The sequence below is a fragment of the Cobetia sp. AM6 genome (assembly GCF_009617955.1).
GTDB classification, from domain to species: Bacteria; Pseudomonadota; Gammaproteobacteria; order Pseudomonadales; family Halomonadaceae; genus Cobetia; species Cobetia amphilecti.
On sequence record NZ_AP021868.1, the window covers coordinates 2,264,935 to 2,288,391 of the forward strand.

At 62.7% G+C, this 23,457-nt stretch carries 22 protein-coding genes, 1 tRNA gene and 1 pseudogene; 17 read left to right on the plus strand and 7 right to left on the minus strand.

The annotated features are described in order from the left end of the window. Positions 1 to 17: 17 nt before the first annotated feature. From CLAM6_RS09605 to CLAM6_RS09620, 4 genes are all read right to left on the minus strand, one after another. Positions 18 to 1,832: a SulP family inorganic anion transporter gene (locus tag CLAM6_RS09605; RefSeq protein WP_153635893.1), complete on the minus strand. Its 1,815-nt coding sequence runs from the start codon at positions 1,830 to 1,832 to the stop codon at positions 18 to 20. Continuing rightward, the gene (locus CLAM6_RS09610) at positions 1,825 to 3,180 is read right to left on the minus strand and encodes an NAD(P)/FAD-dependent oxidoreductase (protein WP_153635894.1); all 1,356 of its coding nucleotides are present in this window, start codon (positions 3,178 to 3,180) and stop codon (positions 1,825 to 1,827) included. Before CLAM6_RS09610 ends, CLAM6_RS09605 begins: the two co-directional genes overlap by 8 nt. A gap of 100 nt (positions 3,181 to 3,280) precedes the next feature. Then, entirely contained in the window at positions 3,281 to 4,171 is an 891-nt protein-coding gene (locus CLAM6_RS09615; RefSeq protein WP_153635895.1) for an MBL fold metallo-hydrolase, read from the minus strand. Positions 4,172 to 4,212: 41 nt separating this feature from the next. Further along, a complete protein-coding gene (locus CLAM6_RS09620; protein WP_153635896.1) occupies positions 4,213 to 4,416 on the minus strand; it encodes a hypothetical protein in 204 nt (67 codons plus the stop codon). A 61-nt stretch (positions 4,417 to 4,477) separates the two neighbouring features. Between CLAM6_RS09620 and CLAM6_RS09625 the strand changes: the two are divergent. The 12 genes and pseudogenes from CLAM6_RS09625 to CLAM6_RS09680 all read left to right on the plus strand — a co-directional run. Further along, positions 4,478 to 5,887, plus strand: a pseudogene (locus CLAM6_RS09625) (sugar porter family MFS transporter); the annotation flags it as partial. Positions 5,888 to 6,302: 415 nt separating this feature from the next. Next, the gene (locus CLAM6_RS09630; protein ID WP_153635898.1) at positions 6,303 to 7,304 is read left to right on the plus strand and encodes a substrate-binding domain-containing protein; all 1,002 of its coding nucleotides are present in this window, start codon (positions 6,303 to 6,305) and stop codon (positions 7,302 to 7,304) included. 122 nt (positions 7,305 to 7,426) lie between these two features. After that, positions 7,427 to 8,695, plus strand: coding sequence for an ABC transporter substrate-binding protein (locus CLAM6_RS09635; protein WP_153635899.1), 1,269 nt, complete (start codon positions 7,427 to 7,429; stop codon positions 8,693 to 8,695). A 176-nt stretch (positions 8,696 to 8,871) separates the two neighbouring features. Further along, a complete protein-coding gene (locus tag CLAM6_RS09640; RefSeq protein WP_153635900.1) occupies positions 8,872 to 9,720 on the plus strand; it encodes a carbohydrate ABC transporter permease in 849 nt (282 codons plus the stop codon). Beyond that, the gene (locus tag CLAM6_RS09645) at positions 9,720 to 10,637 is read left to right on the plus strand and encodes a carbohydrate ABC transporter permease (protein ID WP_197738653.1); all 918 of its coding nucleotides are present in this window, start codon (positions 9,720 to 9,722) and stop codon (positions 10,635 to 10,637) included. Before CLAM6_RS09640 ends, CLAM6_RS09645 begins: the two co-directional genes overlap by 1 nt. A 101-nt stretch (positions 10,638 to 10,738) precedes the next feature. Then, complete coding sequence (locus tag CLAM6_RS09650) at positions 10,739 to 11,773, plus strand: ABC transporter ATP-binding protein (protein ID WP_153635901.1); 1,035 nt, start codon at positions 10,739 to 10,741, stop codon at positions 11,771 to 11,773. Between the two features lie 205 nt (positions 11,774 to 11,978). Further along, complete coding sequence (locus tag CLAM6_RS09655; RefSeq protein ID WP_172978677.1) at positions 11,979 to 13,322, plus strand: MGH1-like glycoside hydrolase domain-containing protein; 1,344 nt, start codon at positions 11,979 to 11,981, stop codon at positions 13,320 to 13,322. Continuing rightward, positions 13,322 to 14,596 (plus strand): AGE family epimerase/isomerase, encoded by a 1,275-nt coding sequence (locus CLAM6_RS09660; RefSeq protein WP_347237556.1) that lies wholly within the window; start codon positions 13,322 to 13,324, stop codon positions 14,594 to 14,596. The genes CLAM6_RS09655 and CLAM6_RS09660 overlap by 1 nt, the downstream gene beginning before the upstream one ends. Before the next feature lie 270 nt (positions 14,597 to 14,866). Next, positions 14,867 to 16,162 carry a DUF3100 domain-containing protein gene (locus CLAM6_RS09665; protein WP_153635903.1) on the plus strand — a complete coding sequence of 432 codons (1,296 nt, stop codon included), beginning with the start codon at positions 14,867 to 14,869 and terminating at the stop codon, positions 16,160 to 16,162. Between the two features lie 96 nt (positions 16,163 to 16,258). After that, positions 16,259 to 17,422: a M20 aminoacylase family protein gene (locus CLAM6_RS09670; RefSeq protein WP_153635904.1), complete on the plus strand. Its 1,164-nt coding sequence runs from the start codon at positions 16,259 to 16,261 to the stop codon at positions 17,420 to 17,422. Positions 17,423 to 17,505: 83 nt separating this feature from the next. Continuing rightward, positions 17,506 to 17,823, plus strand: a complete 318-nt coding sequence (locus tag CLAM6_RS09675; RefSeq protein WP_153635905.1) for an NAD(P)-binding domain-containing protein — start codon at positions 17,506 to 17,508, stop codon at positions 17,821 to 17,823. 84 nt (positions 17,824 to 17,907) lie between these two features. Further along, a complete protein-coding gene (locus CLAM6_RS09680; protein WP_153635906.1) occupies positions 17,908 to 18,393 on the plus strand; it encodes an NAD-binding protein in 486 nt (161 codons plus the stop codon). A gap of 9 nt (positions 18,394 to 18,402) precedes the next feature. Here the strand turns inward: CLAM6_RS09680 and CLAM6_RS09685 are convergent, their stop codons facing one another. Next, positions 18,403 to 19,329 carry a LysR family transcriptional regulator gene (locus tag CLAM6_RS09685; RefSeq protein WP_153635907.1) on the minus strand — a complete coding sequence of 309 codons (927 nt, stop codon included), beginning with the start codon at positions 19,327 to 19,329 and terminating at the stop codon, positions 18,403 to 18,405. A gap of 401 nt (positions 19,330 to 19,730) precedes the next feature. Between CLAM6_RS09685 and arfB the strand changes: the two genes are divergently transcribed. From arfB to CLAM6_RS09705, 4 genes are all read left to right on the plus strand, one after another. Then, complete coding sequence (arfB, locus tag CLAM6_RS09690; protein WP_153635908.1) at positions 19,731 to 20,144, plus strand: alternative ribosome rescue aminoacyl-tRNA hydrolase ArfB; 414 nt, start codon at positions 19,731 to 19,733, stop codon at positions 20,142 to 20,144. 58 nt (positions 20,145 to 20,202) lie between these two features. Continuing rightward, positions 20,203 to 20,910: an SIMPL domain-containing protein gene (locus tag CLAM6_RS09695; RefSeq protein ID WP_153635909.1), complete on the plus strand. Its 708-nt coding sequence runs from the start codon at positions 20,203 to 20,205 to the stop codon at positions 20,908 to 20,910. A gap of 41 nt (positions 20,911 to 20,951) precedes the next feature. Then, positions 20,952 to 21,254, plus strand: a complete 303-nt coding sequence (locus tag CLAM6_RS09700) for a winged helix-turn-helix domain-containing protein (RefSeq protein ID WP_153635910.1) — start codon at positions 20,952 to 20,954, stop codon at positions 21,252 to 21,254. Between the two features lie 105 nt (positions 21,255 to 21,359). Further along, on the plus strand, positions 21,360 to 21,662 hold the full coding sequence (locus CLAM6_RS09705) for a hypothetical protein (RefSeq protein WP_153635911.1): 303 nt from the start codon (positions 21,360 to 21,362) through the stop codon (positions 21,660 to 21,662). Positions 21,663 to 21,954: 292 nt separating this feature from the next. Here CLAM6_RS09705 and CLAM6_RS09710 read toward each other — a convergent pair whose 3' ends face one another. Together CLAM6_RS09710 and CLAM6_RS09715 are read right to left on the minus strand one after the other, a co-directional pair. Beyond that, the gene (locus CLAM6_RS09710) at positions 21,955 to 22,350 is read right to left on the minus strand and encodes a hypothetical protein (RefSeq protein ID WP_153635912.1); all 396 of its coding nucleotides are present in this window, start codon (positions 22,348 to 22,350) and stop codon (positions 21,955 to 21,957) included. A 419-nt stretch (positions 22,351 to 22,769) separates the two neighbouring features. Beyond that, positions 22,770 to 22,846: transfer RNA gene (locus CLAM6_RS09715), tRNA-Pro, on the minus strand. A 243-nt stretch (positions 22,847 to 23,089) separates the two neighbouring features. On the opposite strand from CLAM6_RS09715, the gene CLAM6_RS09720 reads away from it, so the two are divergent. Further along, positions 23,090 to 23,359 carry a hypothetical protein gene (locus CLAM6_RS09720; protein ID WP_153635913.1) on the plus strand — a complete coding sequence of 90 codons (270 nt, stop codon included), beginning with the start codon at positions 23,090 to 23,092 and terminating at the stop codon, positions 23,357 to 23,359. Positions 23,360 to 23,457: the final 98 nt, after the last annotated feature.

A 23,457-nucleotide genomic window follows, 5' to 3' on the forward strand; every position in this document is an offset into this window, starting at 1 on the left:
ACCAGGGTCTTCTCCTGTCAGCCAACCGCCGTCGTCTGGCTGATACCGTCGCGCGCGCAGGACTGGTCGCAATGGCTGCCGTGAATGCTCAGCGCCTGCCAGGCATCGAAGGTGCTGAGATAGATGTCGCCACCCAGATTGGCCGGCAGCTCCGAGCACTTGAGGCGGTCCATCACCGGGCCCTTCACTTCACTCAGATGCAGTTGCACGCCAGCGGCGCTCAAGCGCTCATTGATGACTTCCAGGCTTTCCAGCGCCGAGGCATCGATCAGGTTGACCGCCTGACAGGCCAGCACCAGGTGCTTGAGCGAGGGGCGTTCGGCCATCAGCGCCAGCACCGTGTCTTCCAGATAGCGCGCATTGGCGAAATACAGGCTCTCGTCGATCCGCAGAATCGCAAGTTCAGGATCGGTCTCCACCTCATGGCGCTCGACATTGCGAAAGTGCTCGCTGCCCGGCACGCGCCCGACCAGCGCACTGTGCGGCTGGCTGGTGCGCTTGAGATAGAGCCCCAGCGACACGACGATACCGACGATGATGCCGCTCTCCACCCCATGCGCGAGGGTGATGATCAGCGTGACCAACAGCGCCGCACCGTCACCCTTCGAGTAGCGGAAGGTGCGTTTGATCGCCGCGAGATCGATCAGGCTGGTAGTGGCGACGATGATGATCGCCGCCAGCGTCGCGCGCGGCAGCCACGCCAGCCAGTCGGTCAGCCACAGGCTGGCGAGCAGAATGCCGATGGCGGTGAAGGCCCCCGCCAAGGGCGTGGCCGCCCCGGCATCGAAGTTGACCACCGAGCGCGACAGCCCGCCCGAGATCGGCATGCCGCCGCTGATGCCTGCCCCCATGTTGGAGACGCCCAGCGCGATCAGTTCCTTGTCGGGGTCGATGCGCTGACGGCGACGCGCGGCGAGGGTCTGGGCCAGCGCCAGCGATTCGACGAAGCCGACCACGCTGATCAAGAGTGCCGAGAGCAGAAGGCCCGACCAGTCATTGCTGACGAAGGACGGCAGGCTCAGGGTGGGCAAGCCGCCGGGCACGCTGCCGACCAGCGCCATGCCCTGTTCTCCAAATTGCAGCCCCCACGTCAGCAGGCTGGTTAGGATGACAGCGAGAATCGGTGTGGTCTTGCACAGCATGCCCGCCGCGCTCGCGCGCATCCCGAGGGCCATCAGGCCCTGCTTGAGATATCGGCGTGCCAGAATCAACCCCGCCAGGCAGCCCACCCCGATGACGAGTGTCGGCCAGTGCAGCCCCTGCCCGCCTGCCGACAGCGATTCGCCCATGGCGATCAGATTGCCGCCGCTGAGGCTCAGGCCGGTGAGGGGCCCGAGCTGACTGGCGATGATCAGAATGCCCGAGGCGGTCATGAAGCCCGAGATCACCGGGTGGCTGATGAAATTCACCAGCACTCCCAGGCGCAACAGCCCCATGGCGATCAACATCGCACCGGAGAGAAAGGCCAGCAGCAGCGCGGCGGACAGCATCTCGGGCGTGGAGAGCGCTGCGCCATCGGCGCCGCTCATGCCCGCGATCGCCGAGGCCGTCATCAGCGAGATGATCGCCACAGGCCCCACCGCCAGGGTGCTGCTGGTGCCGAACAGCGCATACAGCACCAGCGGCAACATGCTGGCATAAAGACCGACCTGCGCCGGCAGCCCCGCCAGTAGCGCATAGGCCAGCGCCTGAGGCACCAGCATGACGCTGACGATCACCGCCGCCAGCAGATCGCGCCCGAGACTGTGGCGGTCATAATGGGCAAGCCAACCCGCCAGCGGCAGCCAGCGGGCAAGCGGCGTCCCCTTTGCCTCTCGAACCGGCTCAGACATCGCGTGACGCCGGACGCGCCAGCCATTCATGGCCCTTGAGCATCAGGTTCCAGTAGATGAACGGCAGCCCCCGCGCCTTGAGCTGCCAGGCCAGGCGAGTCGGACGCGTGCCGTCATTGACCCACTTGGGGAAGGTCGGCTGCAGTTCGCCGCCGTAGCCGAATTCCGCCAGCACGATGCGGCCGTTCTCCACCGTCAGCGGGCAGGAGCCATAACCCCGATAGCCCGCCGTGAGCGCGCCACCGGTCAGTGTGGCGAGCAGATTCTCCACCACCACAGGGGACTGCTTGCGCACCGCTGCGGCAGTCTTGGCATTCGAGGTGCCGCTGACATCGCCCAGCCCGAAGATGTCTGGATGGCTCATGTGCTGCAGGGTCTCGGGGTCGAGATCCAGCCAGCCAGCGCCGTTCGCCAGCCCGGACTGTGCGATCAACGCCGGTGCCTTCTGCGGCGGCACCACATGCAGCATGTCGAAGGACTGCTCGACGATCTGCGGCTCGCCGCCCTCCTCGGCTGCCGGCACCTCGAAGCGTGCCGTCTGCGTCTCGCCATCCACTCCGACCAGGCGCTGATGGAACCTGACATCGATACCATAGCCCGCGACCGCCTCTTCCAGCGCTGGCACGTAGGCCGGCACGCCGAACATCACGCCGCCGGCGTTGTGGAAGCTGACCTCGAGCTGCGACAGCACGTTCTCGCGCTGCCAGTGATCGCAGGCCAGATACATCGCCTTCTGCGGCGCACCGGCGCACTTGATGGGCATCGGCGGCTGGGTGAAGAGCGCCTTGCCGCCCTTGAGAGACTGCACCAGCTGCCAGGTATAGGGCGCGAGATCATAGCGATAGTTGGAGGTGACGCCATTCATCCCCAGCGTCTCTTCCAGCCCCTCGATGGCGCTCCAATCCAGTTCCAGCCCGATGGCGATCACCAGGCGCTCGTAGCGCAGGCGATGGCAATTGCCAAGCGTGACTTCGTGCGCCTCGGCATCGATGCCGGTGGCGGTATCGCGATACCAGTGCACGCCCTTGGGCATCACCGAGTGCATCGGCTTGCGCGTGAATTCCGGCGTGAAGATGCCGCCACCAACCATCGTCCAGCCCGGCTGATAGCTGTGCTGCTCGGCGGGTTCGACGATGGCGATGTCCATGCCCGGCTGGCGCTTGAGCAGACTGGCCGCCACCGCGATACCGCCGGCCCCACCACCGATGATCACCACCTTGTGGGCGTTGGGTGCCAGACGGTGATTGGCGGTGCGAGTCGCCTGCGTGGCCGAATCAGCGCCCTGATTGTCACAAGGCGTCGTTGCAGAACCCGAAACTGGCGGGGTTTGTGGCGTGCTCTGGCTCATCGATAAGGCTCCCATCGCGGAAATTCGTCCATTTGAGTCACAGAATTACGTAAGCAAGCTACATAGGCAAAGCACTTCAGCAAAGCCGGCATGGCGGCCATCACAGCTGATCAAAAGGCAGATTGAGCGGAATCTTGAGATAGGCGCGCCCGTTGTCTTCCGCCGGCGGCATCTGGCCGGCGCGCATGTTCACCTGCACCGCCGGCAGCATCAGGCGCGGCATGCCAAGCCCGGCGTCACGCTTTGAACGCATATCGACGAAGGCCTGCTCATCGATGCCGTCATGCACATGGATATTGTGCTCACGCTGCTCACCCACCGACGTCTGGCAGCAGAAGCCTTCGCGTCCTTCGGCCGAATAATCATGACAAAGGAAGATGCGCGTGCTGTCAGGTAGCGAGAGCACCTTGTGGATCGAGCGATACAGCGCGCGCGCATCGCCGCCGGGGAAATCGCAGCGCGCGGTGCCGTAATCGGGCATGAACAGGGTATCGCCGACGAAGACGGCGTCGCCGATCACGTAGCTGACGCAGGCCGGCGTATGACCCGGCGTATGCAGCACGCGGCATTCAAGCCCGCCGATGGCCAGGCTGTCGCCCTCTTCCAGCAGGCGATCGAACTGGCGACCATCACGCGCGAAACCCGCCTCGGCGGCGAAGATATCGGCAAAGATGTCCTGCACTTCGCGTATGCGCGCCCCGATCGCCAGCTGACAATCCAGCTTGTCTTTCAGGTAGGCGGCCGCCGACAGGTGGTCGGCGTGAACGTGGGTCTCGAGAATCCACGCCACCTCGAGGGACTCGGCGTCGATATGCGCAAGCAAGGCATCCGCTGAGCGGGTGCTGGTGTGGCCTGCGGGATAATCGAAGTCGAGCACGGGATCGATGATCGCGCACTGACGGGACTGCGGGTCACGCACCAGGTGCGTGAAGGTATTGCTGTCTTCGTCGAAGAAGCTCTCGACCTGGGGGCGCTGTGTTGAGGTTGCCATCTTTCGACCTCCTGCTTCGCTCAAGGATTGATGCCTCAAGCCTACGCCTGCATCGTCAACAACGCAAAAAAGAATAACGTTAAAACCATAAAGAATAACAATAAGGCGATTTCAATAACCTGCTGTTCTAGCGAGATAATTTCTGAGTCGAGGCCGAGCAAGTGCGGCTGCCGGGGCGGCTCTCCCCCAAAGGTATAGCGGATGGCACGCCGCAGGGCAGATAGGCTGATATCGCCAGGTGACACGATTCACCCTTGCACTCTTTAACGATTAACCTCCGCGAATCGCTGTCTTTCCTTCACGCCTCATTGGATGAGCTACGCCATGCCACGCATTCTTCAATGGTCGATCACGGTTGCCCTCGCCGGCTTCCTGTTCGGTTTCGATACCGCCGTCATCTCGGGGGCGGATACCTCACTGCAGAGCCAATGGGGTCTCAGCGATCTCAACCACGGCCTCATCATCATGTCGATGGCCCTGTGGGGCACGGTGATCGGCGCCATCTTCGGCAACTGGCCGACCGATCGCTTCGGGCGCCGTGCCACGCTGATCGGCATCGGTATACTCTATCTCGTCTCTGCGCTGGGGTCGGCGCTGGCCACTGACCCTTATGTGTTCTCGTTCTTCCGTCTGCTGGGCGGGCTGGGCGTGGGGGCCTCGTCCGTCGCGGCGCCCATCTACATCTCGGAAATCGCACCGCGCGAGCGGCGTGGTGCGCTGGTCGGGCTCTATCAGTTCAATATCGTCTTCGGGATTCTGATCGCCTTCGTCTCCAATTACTTCATCGGCTTCACCGACGGTGAGAACTGGCGCTGGATGCTGGGCGTGGAAGCCGTGCCAGCCGCGCTCTATCTGCTGATGATCTGCAAGGTGCCGCGCAGCCCGCGCTGGCTGATCCTCAAGCGCAACGATGAAGCGGCAGCGGCGGAGGTGATCAAACAGATCAACCCCAAGGCCGATATCGCGGAAGAAATTGCCATTATCCGTGGTACGGAAAGCAAAGAGAGCGTCAAGCAACATACTCGCCTGTTCGCCTGGCGCTATCGTCTGCCGGTGCTGTTCGCCTTCCTGATCGCGGCCTTCAATCAGCTGTCCGGCATCAACTTCATCATCTACTATGCGCCGCGCATTCTGGCCGAGGCGCAGCTTGAATCCAGTGCTGCCCTGCTCTCTACGGCAGGCATCGGGGTCATCAATCTCGCCTTCACGATGCTGGGCATGTCCTTGATCGACAAGCTGGGTCGACGCACATTGATCCTGATCGGCTCTGCCGGTTATCTGCTGTCGCTGTGCCTGATTTCCTGGGCCTTCTACCTCAAGGACTTCAGTGCCTTGGGCGGTTATGGGGTCCCGATTTTGATGGCTGTCTTCATTGCGGCGCATGCCATGAGCCAGGGTACGGTGATCTGGGTGTTCATCTCTGAGATCTTCCCCAACAAGGTACGCGCCATGGGCCAGTCCTTCGGCAGCTCCGTGCACTGGGTCTTCGCGGCATTGATCGCGCTGCTGATGCCGACCATTCTCAGCCACTTCAGTGGCGGACCGGTGTTCGCCTTCTTCGCCCTGATGATGCTGCTGCAGTTGGTCTTCGTGCTGTTCTTCATGCCCGAGACCAAGGGTGTCTCCCTTGAGGAACTCCAGGGCCGTCTGATCCGCCCTTCGCGCAAGGAGAAGGAGCTGGAACAGGCCGCGGCACTCGCTTCACAGGGCAACTGAGGCTCTTGACGATCGGGCTTTGAAACCTGACTCGAATAACGCTCTCCAGACGCCGACACCCCGCCCTGTGCGGGGTGTCGGCGTTTGTGGCTCTGGCAGTCATGCCCGTCAGGAGCCCCCGCCGAGCGTCGCCTCACGACATGTGGGAGCGACACCAATGCCAGCACTCCATATGGCTTGCTGCCCTTCTCCTGCGCTGACGCGCGCCAGATCGCTACGTGCAAATAGCGTGGTATCGTCGCCGGCTCAATCGCCAGCCTCATCGGCGATTTTCAGCGCCAGATATCGGGATTATTACGGATATATTCTTTGGTCTCGTCATTCTTGCCAAGCCAATTGAAACAGTGAAAAGATCGCTTCCGAAACGTTTCGGGTAACGATTTCTGCTTACCGTTACCGCCAAGGGAAAAGTGCCATGCCGCCGAACATCACACTCAAGCATCTCGCCAGCCAGCTGGGCCTGTCGGTCACGACGGTCTCACGGGCATTGGGCGGATTCGAGGATGTCAGCGCCACGACCCGTGAGCGGGTGCAGGCCTATGCCAGTGAAGTGGGCTACAAGCCCAATCAGAGCGCACGCCGCCTGAAGACAGGCCGCACCTCTTCGGTGGGCTACATCATGAACGGCGCCCAGGGCGACTTTCGTGATCAATTCAACACCCGCCTGCTGGTATCACTGGGTCAGGCGCTGCACGACGCCGCACCGGAACACGACCTCATCGTTACCACGGTACCCGAGGACCGCGACGAGCTGGATACCTACAAGCGCTTCATCGATGGCGGCAAGGTCGATTCCTTCGTGGTGGCCCGTACCCGCATTCAGGACCCGCGCGTCGACTTCCTGCTCGACAGCGGCATCCCCTTCGTCACTCACGGTCGTACCGGCCGCGCCAGCGAACACGACTGGGTCGACATCAATGCCGCCGACGGCTTCATGCGCGCCACCCGCCATCTGATTGGCCTGGGCCATCGCAATATCCTGTTCCTCAACTTCTTCAGCGACCTCTATACCGCCGTCGAACGTGAGACCGGCTATCTGCAGGCGATGCACGACGCCGGCCTCGCGCCCAGCTCGCGCCATTGCCCGCACGGCTATGCCAGCGCCTATCAGGTCGCCCATGAAGCGCTGTCCGGGGCCAACGCCCCCACCGCCTTCGTGTGTGCCAGCGACATCTTCGCCTACGGCGTGATGGAAGCGGTCAGCGCTTGCGGTCATACACCCGGCGAGGACATCGCCATCATCGGCGCCGATAACCTGCCGCCGCAGATGTACCGCCAGCCCAGCCTCAGCACCCTGGACATCTCGTTCGAGATCGTCAGTCAGGCGCTGATCGAACTGGTGCTGGCACCGCAGGAGGGCTCGCCACGCCATCGCTGCTTCGATTACGACCTGCTGCTGCGCGATACCACTGCCTGAGCACACATGCCTGAGCACACAGGACCATCGACTGACCTCACGACGCCAGACGCCTGACCGCCAAACGCCAGAACGTGGTCAGCGTGACGCCAGAAAAACAATACCCGATCGGGGAGACCTCCATGCGCAAGATGCCAACCGCCCTCGCTTTGCTGGCGCTGCTGGGCAGTACGTCCGCCCTCGCTGACATCACCTTCTTCAGCACCCAGGCCAGACCGCTGGAAGAGGCTCAGCAGATGCGCGAGATCGCGCTGGCACCCTACGCCGAGGCTATCAATTACATGCCGCAGGAGACAGGCACCTTCCTGTCGCGTCTCGAGGCGGAGAAGACCAGCCCCGATGGCGCGCTGGATCTGCTCGGCGGGCTGCACGGCGAACTGGGGTCGCTGACGCCCAGTATTCTGACGCCGCTGAATGACCTGCAAGGCTCGCTTGCGGACACTGGCATCAGCAAGCAGTACATGACGCTGGGCAAGCTGGGCGGCGACCAGCAGCGCTACATTCCGTGGATGCAGGCGACCTACATCATGGCCGCCAACCGCAAGGCGCTGCCCTACCTGCCCGAAGGCGCTGACCTGAACGCGCTGAGCTATGACGAGCTGCTGGCCTGGGGCCGCAACATGCAGGAGGCCACCGGCAGCCCCAAGCTGGGCTTCCCGGCCGGTCGCAAGGGGCTGATCCACCGCTTCCTGGAAGGCTATCTCTACCCGTCCTTCACTCACTCGGTGGTGCGTGAGTTCCGCAGCGATGACGCCGTGGCCATGTGGCAGAAGTTTCGCGAGATCTGGGCGGTGACCAATCCGCGCTCCACCGCCTACGGCTTCATGCAGGAACCGCTGCTCAATGGCGAGGTGTGGGTCGCCTTCGATCACACCGCGCGCCTCAAGGATGCCTTCAACAAGCAGCCGGATCAGTACGTGGCCTTCCCGGCCCCTGCCGGCCCAAGCGGACGCGGCTACATGCCGGTGGTCGCTGGCCTGGCGGTACCCGCCAATGCCACGAATCCCGATGCCTCGCGCAGGCTGATCCGCTATCTGATGACGCCGGAAGCCCAGATTCGCACCCTACGGGCCACCAACTTCTTCCCGGTGGTGGAAGCCGAGCTTCCCGATGACCTGCCCGCCAGCATTCGCATGTCCGGCAAGGCGGTCGCGGCCCAGTCCTCCGCCGACGACGCCGTGCTCTCGCTGCTGCCCAGCGGCCTGGGCCAGCAGTCGGGCCTGTTCAACAAGATCTACCGCGATGCCTTCGTGCAGATCGTACTGCGCGACGCCGACATCGAGGAGACGCTGGATATCCTCGCCCCGCGCCTGCAGACGCTGATCAACACATCAGGCGCAGGCTGCTGGCTCCCGGATCCCCCCAGCGACGGCCCCTGCCCGGTCAAGTAAGCCGCTGGCGCCAGAACGCAACACTCAAGAACGCAGCACTCGCAACACTCGCAACACAGCAGCAACAACGCCCCCCCGACGGGTCGCCACGACGGTACGCCAACCCCTGTCATGCCGACCCAGTGCCACCAAACCATTCCGACAAGCTATCACAACAACGCCAAAGGTGAGCAAAGATGAAGCACGATCGCTGGCTACCTTATTACCTGATCGCCCCCAGCCTGCTGTTCATGGGTGCCTTCTTTCTCTATCCGTTCATCCAGATCTTCGCCGAGGCCTTCACCAGCAGTGATGGCAACGTGGGCCTGGCCAACTTCACGCGCATCTATCAGGACTTCAACTTCTGGCCGTCACTCAAGAACACCCTGCTGCTGACCGGGGTCGTGGTACCGCTGCAGCTGGTGCTGGCCATCGGCATGGCGCTGATGGTCACCAGGATGAACAAGGGCCGCGACAGCATCCTCTACATCTGGACCATCCCGCTGGGCATCTCCGATCTGACCGCCGGCATCATCTGGCTGGCGATCCTCGAGCAGTTCGGCTTCCTCAACAGCTTTTTGAGCGCGGTCAGCGTAATCGATGCGCCGGCGTCCTGGCTCAACTATCAGAATGCCTTCGCGCTGTTCCTGGCCGTGGTGGTCGCCGAGATCTGGCGCGGTACCGCCATCGTGCTGGTGATCCTGGTATCGGGCATGGGGCTGATCCCCAAGGAATATGACGAGGCCGGTCAGGTGTTCGGCGCCAGCTACTGGCAGCGCCTGTGGAAGATCACCCTGCCGATGTTGCGCCCCAGCATCCAGTCGGCGCTGATTCTGCGCACCCTGCTGGCACTCGAGGTCTTCGCGGTAGTGATGATGCTGGGCGGCAGTGACATGCCGGTACTGATGAGCGAGACCTTCGACTGGCAGTTCCTCTACCAGCAGACAGGTGCCGCTGCAGCCTACGCAGTGTTGATCATGCTGATCTCGGTGGTCATCACCGGCTTCTACATCAAGTTCCTCAATGTGCCGAAGGAGGCCCGCTGATGAAATCCTCTTCTTCCGAGGCCGTCATGCCGTCATCGCTTTCGTCACGCGCAAGCGCCTCCTTAGCCGATTCCTCAAGCCAGCTGGCGCAGACCGCCCACAAGCCACGTCGCAATGACATGGCCTGGAGATGGCTGTTCCGGGCCGGTGTCTCGATCCTGGTGCTGTGGGTGCTGGTGCCCATCGCCCTGCTGATGCTCAACAGCGTCAGCACGCCGGAGCAGATCACCGGCTGGCCCAAGACCCTGACCCCGGCGCTGAGCTTCGAGACCCTCGACTTCTTCTGGCACTACCAGGGCGTGATCAGCGCACTGGGCAACTCGCTGCTGGCCGCCGTCTTCACCATGGTGATCGCCATCGTGCTCGGCGCGCCGGCAGGCTATGCGCTGGCCCGCTTCGTGTTCCCGGGCATGAATGCCTACCGCATGATCATCATCCTGTCGCGGGCCTTCCCGATGCCGCTGCTGGCGCTGCCGCTGGCCGTCATCTTCATCCAGGTCGGCATCGATGACTCCATCCTGGGTCTGGCGATGGTGCACGCCACCCTGGCACTGCCGTTTGCGGTGCTGATCACCTCCAGCCTGTTCATGGGCATTCCGGTGGAACTCGAGGAAGCCGCCTGGTTGATGGGCTGCAACCGCTGGCAGGCCTTCCGCCGCGTGGTACTGCCGCTGGCCGCGCCGGGCATCACCGCCTCGGCCGTGTTCGCCTTCGTGATCTCGTGGAACGAGGTGTTCGCCTCGGCGATTCTCACCGTCGAGAACCGCACCCTGACCGCCTTCCTGGTGCAGAGCCTTTCCGAGTCACCTGCCGAGATCAAGTATGCCGGTGGTCTGATTCTGGTCGTCCCGGCGCTGCTGTTCCTGTTCGCGATCAGGAAGTACCTGTTCAGCATGTGGGGCATTTCCAACCGCTAACGTACGCCCGCTCATCAGGCCAATGACCGGCGGCGATCCTCATCGTCTCTCGCAAGCGAGTTCACTTCCTCGCCGCCGCTCTCGATCAAAGGAGTCAGACCATGTCAGCCATCCAAATCAGCGCCGTAAGCAAGCAGTTCGGCAAGCAGGAAATCCTCAAGTCCATCGATCTCGAGATCCGCGACAAGGAATTCACCGTGCTGCTCGGTCCATCCGGCTGCGGCAAATCGACTCTGCTGCGCATCATCGCGGGGCTGGAATACGAGAGCAGCGGCTCGATCCGCATCGGCGAGCGTGAGATCACCTCGCTGGCACCGCGCGATCGTCGCATCGCGATGGTGTTCCAGAACTACGCCGTCTTCCCGCACATGACCGTGGCGGAGAACATCGCCTTCGGTCTGCGCGTGCGTAAGGACAGCGAGGCGCATATCCAGCGCAAGGTGAAGGAAACTGCCGCACTGATGCATATCGAGGACCGCCTCGATCACTACTCCGGTCAGCTCTCCGGCGGTCAGCGTCAGCGTGTCGCGGTAGCGCGCGCCCTGGCGACGGAGCCGGAAGTGCTGCTGATGGATGAGCCGCTCTCGAATCTGGATGCCCTGCTGCGTCTGGAGATGCGCGCCGAGCTCAAGACCATCCTCGCCGCCTCCGACACCACCACCATCTACGTGACCCACGACCAGGTCGAGGCCATGAGCTTGGCGGACCGTATCGCGGTCATGAAGGGTGGCCAGATCGAGCAGTACGCGCCGCCCTCCGAGATCTACCACTACCCGGCGACCGAATTCGTCGGCAGCTTCATCGGCAACCCGCCGATGAACTTCATTCCGCCGGATGCACGCTGGAATCACCCGACCCGCTCCGAGCAATCGAGCCAGCAGGTGCACAAGTGCGGTATCCGCCCCGAGGACTTCGAGGTGCGCTTCGAGCCCACCGAGAACTTCGCCCCGGTGCGCGTACTGGTCTCGGAATTGCTGGGATCGCACAAGCAGCTGACCGCGCGTTTCGGTGACGAGATGATTCGCGTCAACGTGCCGAGCGATCTCGAAGTCGGCAATGGCAGCGATATCCACATCCGCCCGCTGGCCGAGAAGGTGCGCTTCTACGACCACAGCGGCCACCTGATGTCGGCGTAAGAGCGCCGCGCACCTGACAGACAGTTGCCGGGCAATCTGCAACACCCGGCAAGCCGCCCGTGCTGCTTGCCGGACACGACACTGATTGACGACTGCTCACTTGCGATCAGTCGCTGACAGCCAGTCACTGATGACCATTCTCTCACAGCCCTTTTGTGACAGTCCTTTTGTAACTACACCGCGACCCACGACGGAGCCGACTCACATGAATGCCAAGCTCGACGCGCTCAGCGCTCACGACGTTCTCAAGCTCAACGACCTGGGCGGCTACACCGTGCCCACGCGTGGCCTCTATCCCTTCCAGTGGAACTGGGACGCCGCCATCACCGCGCTGGGATGGCTGGCCGCCGGTGACGAAGCGCGTGCCTGGCGTGAGGTTGAGCGCCTGCTGGAAGGTCAGTGGGACAACGGCATGGTGCCGCACATCGTCTTCCACGGTGACGCGGAAACCTACTTCCCGGGGCCGGAAGTCTGGGGCGTCAGGCATAGCCCGTCGACCAGCGCCATCTCCCAGCCGCCGGTGCTGGCCAGCGTCATGAAGCTGCTGTTCGAGGAAGGCCGTGATCGCCGGCTTGCCGAGGAAAAGCTGGTCGCCACCCTGCCCGGCGTCATCCGCTACCACCTGTGGTTCTACCGCGATCGTGATCCGGAACATACCGGCCGCGTGTGCAGCTATCATCCGTGGGAATCGGGCATGGACAACAGCCCCCAGTGGGATGGCCCGCTGGCTGGCGTGCCGCCGGTCGATGCCGAATACGTGCGTCGCGATACCGGGCTGGTCGATCCGTCCGAGCGCCCGCACAAGTACGAATACGATCGCTACATCTATCTGGTGAAGTTCTTCCAGCAGAACGAGCACGACGCCGAGGTGCTGTATCGCGACTGCCCGTACCGCGTCGAGGACATCAGCCTGATCTCCATCCTGCACCGTGGCACGCGCGACCTGATCGCGCTGTGCGAAGAGGATGCCGCCGGTCTGGGTCTGGTCAACACCCACGGCGAGGCGCTCTTCAGCCTCAAGCAGTCGTTGGCGCGCACCGAGGAAGGCGTGCAGGCGCTGTGGAGCGATGAGCTGGGCTGCTTCCTGAGCCGTGATGCGCGTGCCAACGTGCTGCTGGAGCACATCACCACCGCCGGTATCCTGCCGCTGTTCGCCGGGGTCGCAAGCGGCGCCCAGGCACAGCGCATGGGCGGTCTGCTCGAGGAATGGCTGGAACAGGCGCCCTTCGGTGTCGCCTCTACCCATCCGGCCAGCACCCGCTTCGAGCCCAAGCGTTACTGGCGCGGACCGAGCTGGTTGCACATCAACTGGATGCTGGGCACCGGCTGCGAGGAATATGGCATGTCCCGCGAGGCCGACCAGATCAAGCAAGCAAGCCAGAAGTGCGTCGAGGCCGCCGGCTACTACGAATACTTCAACTCGGTGACCGGCGAAGGCTGTGGCGGCCGCGACTTCTCCTGGACCGCGGCGATGGACCTCTACTGGCTCAACCCGCTGGAAAGCTTCACCGCCAGCAAGGCCGCAGCCGGCGTCGTGGAGACTTCCTGATGACTCAGCACGCCTCTCAGCAAGCCTCACCACTGGCGCAGGCACCGCAAAAGGCACCGCTGTCATGCCAGGCAGTACCGCCCATGCCGGCAACGTTCGCCAGCCGCGACTTTCTGGGTGAGCATATCCGCTCGATCATGGACTTCTATCTGCCCAAGGCTATAGACCATGAGCGCGGTGGCTACTTCCAGGCTTGGCGCGACGACGGTACGGTGTATGCGCCCACGGCGCGTCATCTGGTCAGCAGCACGCGGATGGTCTTCAACTTCGCGATGGAATATCTGCGCAGCGGTGATGAGCAATGTCTCGCCGCGACCCGTCACGGCATCGACTACCTGCGCGATGTCCATCTCGATCCGCAGACCGGTGGCTATCTGTGGTCGCTGAGCGAGCAAGGCGAGGCAGACCACACCAACCAGTGCTACGGCCTAGCGTTCGTGATGCTGGCCTATGCGACGGCCTGGCGTGCCGGCATCGAGGAGGCTCGCGGCTGGCTCGAGGAGACCCGCGCGCTGATGGAAGACAGGTTCTGGTCACCGGAGGCAGGACTCTATGCCGACGAGGCCAGCGCCGATTGGCAGACACTGTCGGACTATCGTGGCCAGAACGCCAACATGCATGCCTGTGAAGCCATGCTGGCCGCCTTCGAGGCCACCGACGAGGCGCACTATCTGGAACGGGCCATGACCCTGGCCAGCAACATCTGCCAGCGTCAGGCCGCCAAGGCCGATGGCCTGATCTGGGAGCATTACGATCGCGACTGGAACGTCGACTGGGACTACAACCGCGACGACCCCAAGAACCTCTACCGCCCGTGGGGCTTCCAGCCGGGTCACCTGACGGAATGGGCCAAGCTGTTGCTGATGCTCAAGCGTCATCGCGATGACGACTGGCTGCTGCCGACCACGCAGCGTCTGTTCGATACCGCCTTGGATCTGGCTTGGGACAGCGAACGCGGTGGCATCTACTACGGCTTCGCGCCGGACGGCACCATCTGCGATGACGACAAGTACTTCTGGGTGCAGGCCGAGAGCCTGGTGGCCGCGGCGCTGCTGCACGAGGCCACTGGTGATTCACACTACGCCGAGTGGTACGAGCGCCTGTGGGGCTATGCCTGGCAGCACTTCATCGACCACCAGCACGGCGCCTGGTATCGCCTGCTGAATGCCGACAACCAGCGCTTCGATGACCTGAAGAGCTCGCCCGGGGCCAAGTGTGACTATCACAGCCTGGGCGCCTGCCATGAGCTGTTGCGCGTGATCACCGGCGACTGAGCCCTGTCGCACTGCCGACCGCACCACCCGACACCCCGCCTTGTGCGGGGTGTCGGCGTCTGGAGACCTTCACTGCCTGTCATCGCCTGCCAGCCCGCTCTATTTATTCGTACACCTATCATGTTTCTTTAGAGCACCGCTCCTGACAATACTGGATTGCGCTGACCGCCCCGGCAGAGGGCGGCAGCCGACAGCCGCGGGCATGCCCCGAGGCGCTGCATCCAGCCGTTTCAAAAGCTTCAGAAACTACAATAACAAGCGGAGTCCCACATGCCCCTTTCTCAACTCCTGGACTGGCGGTTGCACCTGCTGGTCGTGGTGCTGTCTCTCGGCGCCGAACTGATCGGTATTCTCAAGTTCCCGCTCGGCCCCGGCACCTTGCTGCTGTTGCCGCTGTTCTATGCCTTCATTGCCGCCGTACTGTGCAATCCGCACCTGTTCAGTGGTACCAGGCGCTTCATCCCGCCGGTGGTCAGCGCGGCGGCAGGGCCGGTCATCCTGCTGTCGATCATGCCGTTCATCGCCCGTTTCGGTTCCACCATCGGCCCGGCCATCGAGCAGCTGATCTCGGCGGGTCCGGCGCTGATCCTGCAGGAGCTGGGCAATCTGGGCACCATGCTGATCGCGATGCCGATCGCGGTGGTGGTGCTCAAGATGGGCCGCGAGGCGATCGGTGCGACCTACTCCATCGCGCGTGAACCCAATATCGCGATCATCTCCGACAAATACGGCCTCAAGGGCCCGGAAGGCGTCGGCGTGATGGGCGTCTATGTCGTGGGCACCATGTTCGGCACCCTGTGGTTTGCGCTGATGGCGGGCTATCTGACCTCACTGGACATCTTCGATCCTCGTGCGCTGGCCATGGCCTGCGGTGTCGGCAGCGGCAGCATGGTGGCGGCGTGTTCCGGCGCCATCGCCGGTGCCCTGCCGGAGATGGGCGAAGAGCTGCTGGCCTTCGCCGGCGCCAGCAACCTGCTGACCTATGCCACCGGCCTCTACGTCTCGCTGTTCATCGCCCTGCCGGTCGCGGAGCGCCTGTTCCGCTTCTTCAGCCGCAAGCGATCCCGCAGCGAAGACGCCATGAATGACGAGGAAGCCAAGCTCGCCTCCGAGGCACTGGCTGAAGACCGCCCGGAAAACCAGCTGGGCAAGACGGCCATGGTCGTCGCGGCTGTCTGCGTGGTCGGCTGGGTGGTCAACACCATCAATGGTGCCAGCCTGATCGACGCCGCCCCCGGCATGCTGATCCTGTACGTGATGACCATGCTCGGTCTGCTGGTCGCCCGCATCATGCCCTTCTATCTGCCGGCCATCGCCTGGGTGTCGCTGGTCAGCATCCTGATGACACTGCCGTGGTTCCCGGGCAGCGGCTGGATCACTGAGCAGCTGGGCTTCGTCAACTTCCTCGCCATCGTCACGCCGGTACTCGGCTATGCGGGTCTGGCGCTCAGCAAGCGCGAGTTCAGCATGTTCCGCCAGGCGGGCTGGAAACTGGTGATCATCTCGCTGCTGGTCTTCACTGGCACCTATATCGGCTCGGCGGTCGTGGCACAGGCACTGCTCTGATCACGCTAGCTTCGCCCTTTGCATCTCACCTTGCTTTCCCCTTCTCATCACTTTCACGCCGGCACTCCAGGGTGCCGGTTTCCACAGGAATTCAGCATGCAACTACCCGACAAGATCGACGAGGCACTGCTGCGCAGCTGGCGTCATGAGTTTCATCAGCATCCCGAGACAGCCTTCGAGGAGCACCGCACCTCGGCGCGCGTCGCCGAGATCCTGCGTGCGGCAGGCCTGGAAGTCACCACGGGACTCGCCGAGACCGGCGTGATCGCGGTACTCGATGGCAAGCTGGGCAAGGGCCAGACCATCGGCCTGCGCGCCGACATGGATGCGCTGGATGTCACCGAGGCCAACGCCGTCTCACATTGCTCGCACACACCGGGCAAGATGCATGCCTGCGGTCATGATGGCCATACCACCATGCTGCTGGGCGCGGCCTGTGAACTGGCGCGCGACCCTGACTTTGCCGGCCGCGTGGTGTTCGTGTTCCAGCCGGCCGAGGAGAACGAAGGCGGCGGCCGCCGCATGGTCGAGGATGGCCTGTTCGAGCAGTTCCCGATGGACGCCATCTATGGCCTGCACAACTGGCCGGGGCTGGCACTCGGCGAGGCGGCGGTGCATGAAGAGGCGGTGATGGCGGCCTTCGATGTCTTCACCCTGACCCTGAGCGGTCACGGCTGCCACGCCGCCATGCCGCATCTGGGCAAGGACACCATCCTGGCGGCCTGTCAGCTGGTGACTCAGCTGCAGGGGCTGATCAGCCGCGAGACGCCGGCACACCAGACCGCGATTCTCAGCATTACCCAGTTCCATGCCGGCGATGCCTTCAACGTGATGCCGGAAGAGGTCGAGCTGCGCGGTACCCTGCGCTGCTTCGACCCGGCACTGCGCGCGCATCTGCAGCAGCGCTTCCATGACGCCGTCGATGCCATGGCGACCTTCCACTGTCTCAAGGTCAACTTCGACTATCAGCCGCGCTATCCCGCGACCCTGAATGCGCCCGGCCATGCCGAACGCTGTGCCAGCGTTCTCGAGCAGCTGCCGAGCATCCAGCGGGTCCATCGTGATCTGCCGCCCTCGATGGCCTCGGAAGACTTCGCCTATCTGCTGCAGGAATGCCCGGGCGCCTATATCTGGCTGGGCAACGGTGAAGACAGCGCCTCGTTGCACAACCCGCACTACGACTTCAATGATGCTGCCACGCCCATCGGCGTCAGCTACTGGACATCGCTGGTGCGTCAGCTGCTGGCCGTTGGCGGATAGCGCATGGCTGCGATGAAGCTCTGACGAACCATCACCACTGATCAAGACCACCAGCGACACGGGCCCGGCGAGGAGTGCTGAGCATGAAGATCTGCGTGATTGGCGATGCGCCCATTGGCACTCGGGCCATACAGGCGCTTGCGCATGCCGGAGTCGAGGGCGTCATGGCAATGGCGGCCTCGGAGGTGCAGGACGCCCGGAGCCACCCACCCTTCAGCGCCGATGTCTATCTGATGGCGCTGGCGACATCACAACAGGTACAGAAGGTACTGACAGGCAATCAAGGCCTGCTGCGCATGGCGCCGCCCGGCAGTACCGTGATCGATCTCTGCAGTGGTGATGTCACGCTCAGCCGCGAGCTGGCCGTGCAGACACGCCTCGCCGGCCATCACTGGCTGTAAGCGGCCACCAACCGCAATCCTGCCGATGAGGCGAATGACAGCCTGACGCTGTTGATCGGCAGTGATGAGGCGACAGTGACGCGCATGACAGCGCTGCTTGACGCCATCTGCACGCAGCATCTGCATGTCGGGGACGCTGGCTGTGGCCATGCCGCCGCCCTGGCCAGCGACTATCTGCATGCCGCGCACCTGATCACCACCGCCGAGGCGGTCGCCATGGCCTATCGCGCAGGCGTGACACCCCAGGCGTGCATCGATGCCATCAACCTGGGTGCCGGGCGCAGTGCCGTGAGCGAGGTGAATTTTCCGCGTTGGGTGCTGCCGGGCCGCTATGACTCGGGGATCTCGACCGGTCAGCTGCGCCGCGACCTGCGCCTGGCGCGCAGTTTCGTCACCACGCTCAACCTGCCGGAAGGCTTGATGAAAGCGGTCTTCGAACGCTGTCAGCCGCCGGAGCTGTGTCCGGCGGACGAGGATGATCTCCATCATCTATGTGATCGCTGGCTGAGCAGGGTGCCCGCCCAGCTGCGCCCGCCTCGACTGACCGAAACCAGAGCCCCTGGATCATGAGGCCCGAGGTCAGCGCGCTTCCTGACGCGGACCGCTGAATGCCGTGATCCAGCGTTCGAGATGACGCAGCAACTGCAGGCTGGCACGCGGCATGCGCCGCCCGACCCGCGTGATGATATGCGCGCGGGCCTGGCGGAAGCTGGCACATTCCACATCGCGAGCGATCAACACCCCCTCCTGGAGCTCTCGGGCCGCGGCGAAGGCCGGCAACAGCGTGATGCACAGTTCGGACCGCGCCGCCTGCTTGAGCACTTCCATGGAATTGGTCTGCACCACCATATGCGGGCGCACCCCTGCCTCACGAAATCCATCGTCCATCAGCTGACGCACGCCGTGACTCGGCCCCCACAGCGCCATGGGGTGCTGCGCCACTTCCTCGAGTGTCAGCGCATGGGCCTCACTCGCCAGCGGATGCTCCGGTGACATGATGGCCACCAGCGGCTGCGGACTCGAATGCCAGAAGCGCAACTGGGGATGGACCCGCTCGTGATACATCAGGCCGATATCCGCCTCATCCTCGATCACGCTGTCGATGATGCTCTGCATGCTGCCGGTATCGACCTTGAGCGTGATGCCGGGGTACTGCTTGCGAAAGGCGCGCAGCGGACTGTTGATGATATCGCCGACGAAGCCTTCGCCGATGATCAGGCGAATCTCCCCGGTTTCCAGCCGCTGATAGGCATCGAGGCGTTCGCCGAGGTGCTGATCGAGCTTCTCTCGCTGCAGGATGTAATCCAGCAGCATCTCGCCGACCCGCGTCGGCTGCACCCCGTCACGGGTGCGCTCGATGAGCGAGGCGGCCATGGCCTCTTCGAGCAGACCTATCTGACGACTGACTGCCGAGGGGGCGATGTTCAGACGCGCTGCGGCACGCCGGATGGAGCCGGCTTCGACGGTGACCTGAAAATAGACAAGACGCTGATGCGGGATATCCATGAGGCGCTCTGCAGAGGATGGGAGAGAGAATTACATAAGTGCCAGGAAAAGTGCTGCCAGGAATGTCTGGAAAACTGGACAGTCTTCACACAGGACGCAGCCAGCAGAGTACCCGATATTCTGCCGTCTCGGGCAGCACGCGGTTGAACTCCCCCACCCTCAACGCCATATCAGAATGGATCATCGCCTCGCCTCCTCGCCTCTCCTCCTATTCATGACAGTTCTCACGGCCCTCTGCGCCGTGACGCGAGAACAGGCGATCAGCGTCGCGAGCCGGCCGAATGGAGAAGCGACGCACCGCCATTCTGAAGCCAGTACGCGAATAGGCTAAGATGGCCCATCGCTCCATTGACTGTGTCTGCGTGACACACCACACAGTCCCCATGACAAGGAGATTCAATATGCTGACCATCTCCAATTCGGTAACGCTGGCCGACTGGGAAATCGACCTCACCCAGATTCGCGCCCAAGGCAATGGCGGCCAGAACGTCAACAAGGTCGCCTCCGCCGTCCATCTGCGCTTCGATGTACAGCGCTCGACGCTGCCCGGCTTCTACAAGGAGCGCCTGATGCAGCTGTCGGATCAGCGCATCAGCAAGGAAGGCGTCATCATCATCAAGGCGCAGAGCCATCGCACCCTCGAGTTGAACAAGGAAGATGCGCTGGCCCGTCTCAAGGCGATGATTCTGGAAGCCGTGAAGGTACAGAAAGCGCGCCGTGCGACAGCGCCCAGCAAGGGCGCCAAGCGTCGCCGCGTCGACAGCAAGACGCGCAAGGGCAAGATCAAGGCCATGCGCGGCAAGGTACAGGACTGACATCGCCGCAAGCGGCGGCCAGTTCACGACTCATAACTCACGTCAGGGATAACAATACATGCGCAATATCATCAGCTCGGCCGTGCTGGGCGGCCTGCTGGCCGCGGGAATGGTCTGGAGTGGCAGCTATCTCAAGCAGGCTGCCCAGGTATGGGAATCTTCCAGCCGTGTAGTGACGGTCAAGGGGCTCGCGGAGCGCGAGGTCAAGGCCGACCTGGCCCTCTGGCCGCTGCACTTCAGCGTCAATGCCAATCAGCTGACCGGGCTTCATGAGGCGCTGGCCAATGATGAGCGCAAGATTCGCGCCTTTCTCACCGCACAGGGCTTTCCCGCCGACCAGGTCAGCGTGACCTCTCCCCAGGTGACTGACCTCTACGCCAACAGCTACAACGCCCAGCGCCCGGATGAGCGCTATCGCGCCGAAGCTACGGTGCTGGTGCGCTCGCCCAAGGTCGACCTCGTCAAGCAAAGCGCCTCACTGACCGGTGAACTGGTGCGCGAGGGTATCCTGCTCTCGGCTGACTATGCCTACCGCACCGAATTCCTGTTCACGGGGCTTGAAGCCATCAAGCCGGACATGATCGCGGCCGCGACCGCGGATGCCCGACGCGCCGCCCAGCAGTTCGCGGAGGATTCCGGTAGCACGGTCGGCCACATCAAGCATGCCAGCCAGGGCTATTTCTCGATCTCGGACCTCGACAGCTATACCCCTGACATCAAGAAGGTCAGAGTCGTGACCACCATCGACTACACCCTGAGCCACTGATCACCTCTCGACAGCCCCCTTCTTCGCCGTATGGAGCCCCAATGCCCGACACCCCGCTGAGCAAGACCCAGACAAGCTTCTATCGACGCCTGTTCGTGGCCCACCTCATCGCGCATGACATCGCCAGCGTGCCAGCCATCATCGCGGCCACCGGCATGCCGCGGCGTACCGCCCAGGACACCATCACCGCCCTGGGTGAGCTCGAGATCGTCTGTGAATTCCAGCGCGAGGAGGGCCAGCGCAACAATATCGGCCACTACGTGATTCGTGACTGGGGGCCGATCAATGCCCAGTGGGTAGCCGACAACGCCGAACGTCTGCAGAAAGCGCTGGGCTACGCGTGAGGGGCATGAACTTTATCGAACAACGAGGGCCGAGAAATGGGGAGCGAGAGATGGCTTTCGAGAATGAGCTCTCAAGCATGAGGCCTCAAGCATGATGGCTGACCCATGACGGCCGAGATTCTGGACAGTGCCGTTCAGCACGGCTTGATCGCCGTGCTGATCCAGCTGGCGCTGTGGCCGCTGTTTGGCGTGTGGTCGGCAGGTGCCATCGCCGTCGCCCTGTTTCTGGGCCGTGAGATCGCTCAGCATGAATACAAGGGCGATGGACCCAAGGCAGAGAACTGGGACTACGGCCTGCTGCAGCACTGGAATCTGGATTCCTGTCTCGATGTTGCCCTGCCACTGCTCTGCTGTGTGAGCCTGGCCAGTACGGTCTGGGCGTTAAGGCGCTACCTGGCCCGGGCGTGATCCGCGGCCCGCCTCGCGACTAGATGGGTCGCGCAAGCGCACGGCGAAAAGTGAACGTCGTAAAAAGTGAAAAACCCGTGCAGTCTTCTCTGAACGGCTCCCCTCCCCCAGCGCTGCGTTCTACCCTTCCTTGCCCTGCGCGTTTTGACTGTCCTTATAGCCTTCTCTTCCTGGCTGTCTTCCTTGCTGCCTCGCTAGCCCTTTGCTGGCTGTCTCTTGCCTACATCTGGCCTGCCTTTTCACCTCAGCACGGTGCAACCAGATTCGCTGGAAAGCGTTGCCTCAAGCATCATCAGCCAACGGCAATGCTGGTGACACTGCGCCGTACGGCGCCCGACCCAGTGGCGGAAAGCGCAGTGGCGGAAGGCGCAGAGGCGGAAGGCGCAGAGGCAGCGCGACGACGCAGCGGATGTCGGGCGCGATCCTGCAGGTAGGCCGAGAGCGTTTCCGGGCGGATGCCGGGATGCTGAAAGACGTAATCCTCGGTGATGATCGACAGAAATTCAGCACTGCGTGCGCCCGCGACCTCAAATCCCAAGATGAAGTGGCGCGACTGAGAGACCTCGAAGCAATAGTTTTCGGCGGCCACGGCGCAGGTCTGCACCACATAGCCTCCCCCCAGCTGTTCTCTGAGGATGGATCGTTCGGGATTGAATCGAGATGCCGTGTAAACGTCTATGATTTTCATTATCACCCCCAATATCGACTGGCGCAGTATATACGGAAAATCTAATACTTACATGCTTAGAGAACTCATCCCGCCTACCCCGCACTTCGAGCCGACAGTCAATTGATCCAGATCAACTCAAGCGGCAGCGCTTTCTGGGCCAGATGTCAGTGGCATCTGCCTGGATCAATAGAAAAGCGCTTGCGCGAGCACAGTGCTGATTGAGCTGAGAGGCCGGGAAAGTGAGCAATACGAACCAAAGGCGAGATACGTGAGGCAGGCGGGTCATCGCGAGAATGGTGATGAAGAATGGAAATCGGGAGCTGAAAGATGGAGAGCAGTGAGTGAGCAGTGAGTAAATAGTGACGAGATGGGCATCTTCAGGACATGCGAAAACGCAAAAAGGCCATCCGTTACCGGATGGCCTTTTCACTTGAATCTGGTCGGGACGACAGGATTCGAACCTGCGACCTCTGCAACCCCATTGCAGCGCGCTACCAAGCTGCGCCACGTCCCGACAGTGTCTGGAAGAGCTTCCCCCTCAAGACGAGACGTAATGTACCGCATTGATCTCAAAAAGAAAAGCAGGAATCTCACATTTCTTTACCTGCGTCGTGATCTGGTGTCGCACTGACGCCTGAATCCGCTGTCGGCATTGCAAAATGACCGGGTGCGACGCATGTTCATGAAGCAGGCATTCATTGCGCACCTTCGAATGCAACGCCCATGAACGACAATCGTCCAGAGGAGTTCGCGACCGATGATCCAATTCACGCTTACCACCACGCTCAAGGGCGGCACCAGCGTCAGCGGCGACCCCATCAAGGTCAGCGCCGAGAGCGCCCCTGCCGCCGGCAGCCAGATCACCAAGGGGCAATGGCCCGCACTCGACGCCTTGTCACCCAACTTTCCGGTGACAGTGACGGGAGTCGAAGAGGACGAGGATGGCAATACCCTCGTGCGCCTCAAGGAAGCCGACAGCCCGGATGCCAACGACCCCGACAGCTACCGCTACACGCCCTGGAAGTAACGGAGCGACGCCGGGTAGCATCGGGAAGGTATGAGGGGTTATCGCGCCAGCGTCGAGAAGGCAATATATTGCGCTTCATGCGGAAAGTTGGACGCCTT

What these genes read in the sequence shown, in the direction of transcription:
- CLAM6_RS09670 (WP_153635904.1), top strand. Translation starts at nt 16,259, where the DNA reads ATGCAACTACCCGACAAGATCGACGAGGCACTGCTGCGCAGCTGGCGT.
- CLAM6_RS09660 (WP_347237556.1), top strand. Translation starts at nt 13,322, where the DNA reads ATGACTCAGCACGCCTCTCAGCAAGCCTCACCACTGGCGCAGGCACCG.
- CLAM6_RS09635 (WP_153635899.1), top strand. Translation starts at nt 7,427, where the DNA reads ATGCGCAAGATGCCAACCGCCCTCGCTTTGCTGGCGCTGCTGGGCAGT.
- CLAM6_RS09615 (WP_153635895.1), bottom strand. Translation starts at nt 4,171, where the DNA reads ATGGCAACCTCAACACAGCGCCCCCAGGTCGAGAGCTTCTTCGACGAA.
- CLAM6_RS09645 (WP_197738653.1), top strand. Translation starts at nt 9,720, where the DNA reads ATGAAATCCTCTTCTTCCGAGGCCGTCATGCCGTCATCGCTTTCGTCA.
- CLAM6_RS09640 (WP_153635900.1), top strand. Translation starts at nt 8,872, where the DNA reads ATGAAGCACGATCGCTGGCTACCTTATTACCTGATCGCCCCCAGCCTG.
- CLAM6_RS09705 (WP_153635911.1), top strand. Translation starts at nt 21,360, where the DNA reads ATGACGGCCGAGATTCTGGACAGTGCCGTTCAGCACGGCTTGATCGCC.
- CLAM6_RS09675 (WP_153635905.1), top strand. Translation starts at nt 17,506, where the DNA reads ATGAAGATCTGCGTGATTGGCGATGCGCCCATTGGCACTCGGGCCATA.
- CLAM6_RS09680 (WP_153635906.1), top strand. Translation starts at nt 17,908, where the DNA reads ATGACAGCGCTGCTTGACGCCATCTGCACGCAGCATCTGCATGTCGGG.
- CLAM6_RS09695 (WP_153635909.1), top strand. Translation starts at nt 20,203, where the DNA reads ATGCGCAATATCATCAGCTCGGCCGTGCTGGGCGGCCTGCTGGCCGCG.
- CLAM6_RS09685 (WP_153635907.1), bottom strand. Translation starts at nt 19,329, where the DNA reads ATGGATATCCCGCATCAGCGTCTTGTCTATTTTCAGGTCACCGTCGAA.
- CLAM6_RS09610 (WP_153635894.1), bottom strand. Translation starts at nt 3,180, where the DNA reads ATGAGCCAGAGCACGCCACAAACCCCGCCAGTTTCGGGTTCTGCAACG.
- CLAM6_RS09605 (WP_153635893.1), bottom strand. Translation starts at nt 1,832, where the DNA reads ATGTCTGAGCCGGTTCGAGAGGCAAAGGGGACGCCGCTTGCCCGCTGG.
- CLAM6_RS09720 (WP_153635913.1), top strand. Translation starts at nt 23,090, where the DNA reads ATGATCCAATTCACGCTTACCACCACGCTCAAGGGCGGCACCAGCGTC.
- arfB (WP_153635908.1), top strand. Translation starts at nt 19,731, where the DNA reads ATGCTGACCATCTCCAATTCGGTAACGCTGGCCGACTGGGAAATCGAC.
- CLAM6_RS09630 (WP_153635898.1), top strand. Translation starts at nt 6,303, where the DNA reads ATGCCGCCGAACATCACACTCAAGCATCTCGCCAGCCAGCTGGGCCTG.
- CLAM6_RS09665 (WP_153635903.1), top strand. Translation starts at nt 14,867, where the DNA reads ATGCCCCTTTCTCAACTCCTGGACTGGCGGTTGCACCTGCTGGTCGTG.
- CLAM6_RS09710 (WP_153635912.1), bottom strand. Translation starts at nt 22,350, where the DNA reads ATGAAAATCATAGACGTTTACACGGCATCTCGATTCAATCCCGAACGA.
- CLAM6_RS09650 (WP_153635901.1), top strand. Translation starts at nt 10,739, where the DNA reads ATGTCAGCCATCCAAATCAGCGCCGTAAGCAAGCAGTTCGGCAAGCAG.
- CLAM6_RS09700 (WP_153635910.1), top strand. Translation starts at nt 20,952, where the DNA reads ATGCCCGACACCCCGCTGAGCAAGACCCAGACAAGCTTCTATCGACGC.
- CLAM6_RS09655 (WP_172978677.1), top strand. Translation starts at nt 11,979, where the DNA reads ATGAATGCCAAGCTCGACGCGCTCAGCGCTCACGACGTTCTCAAGCTC.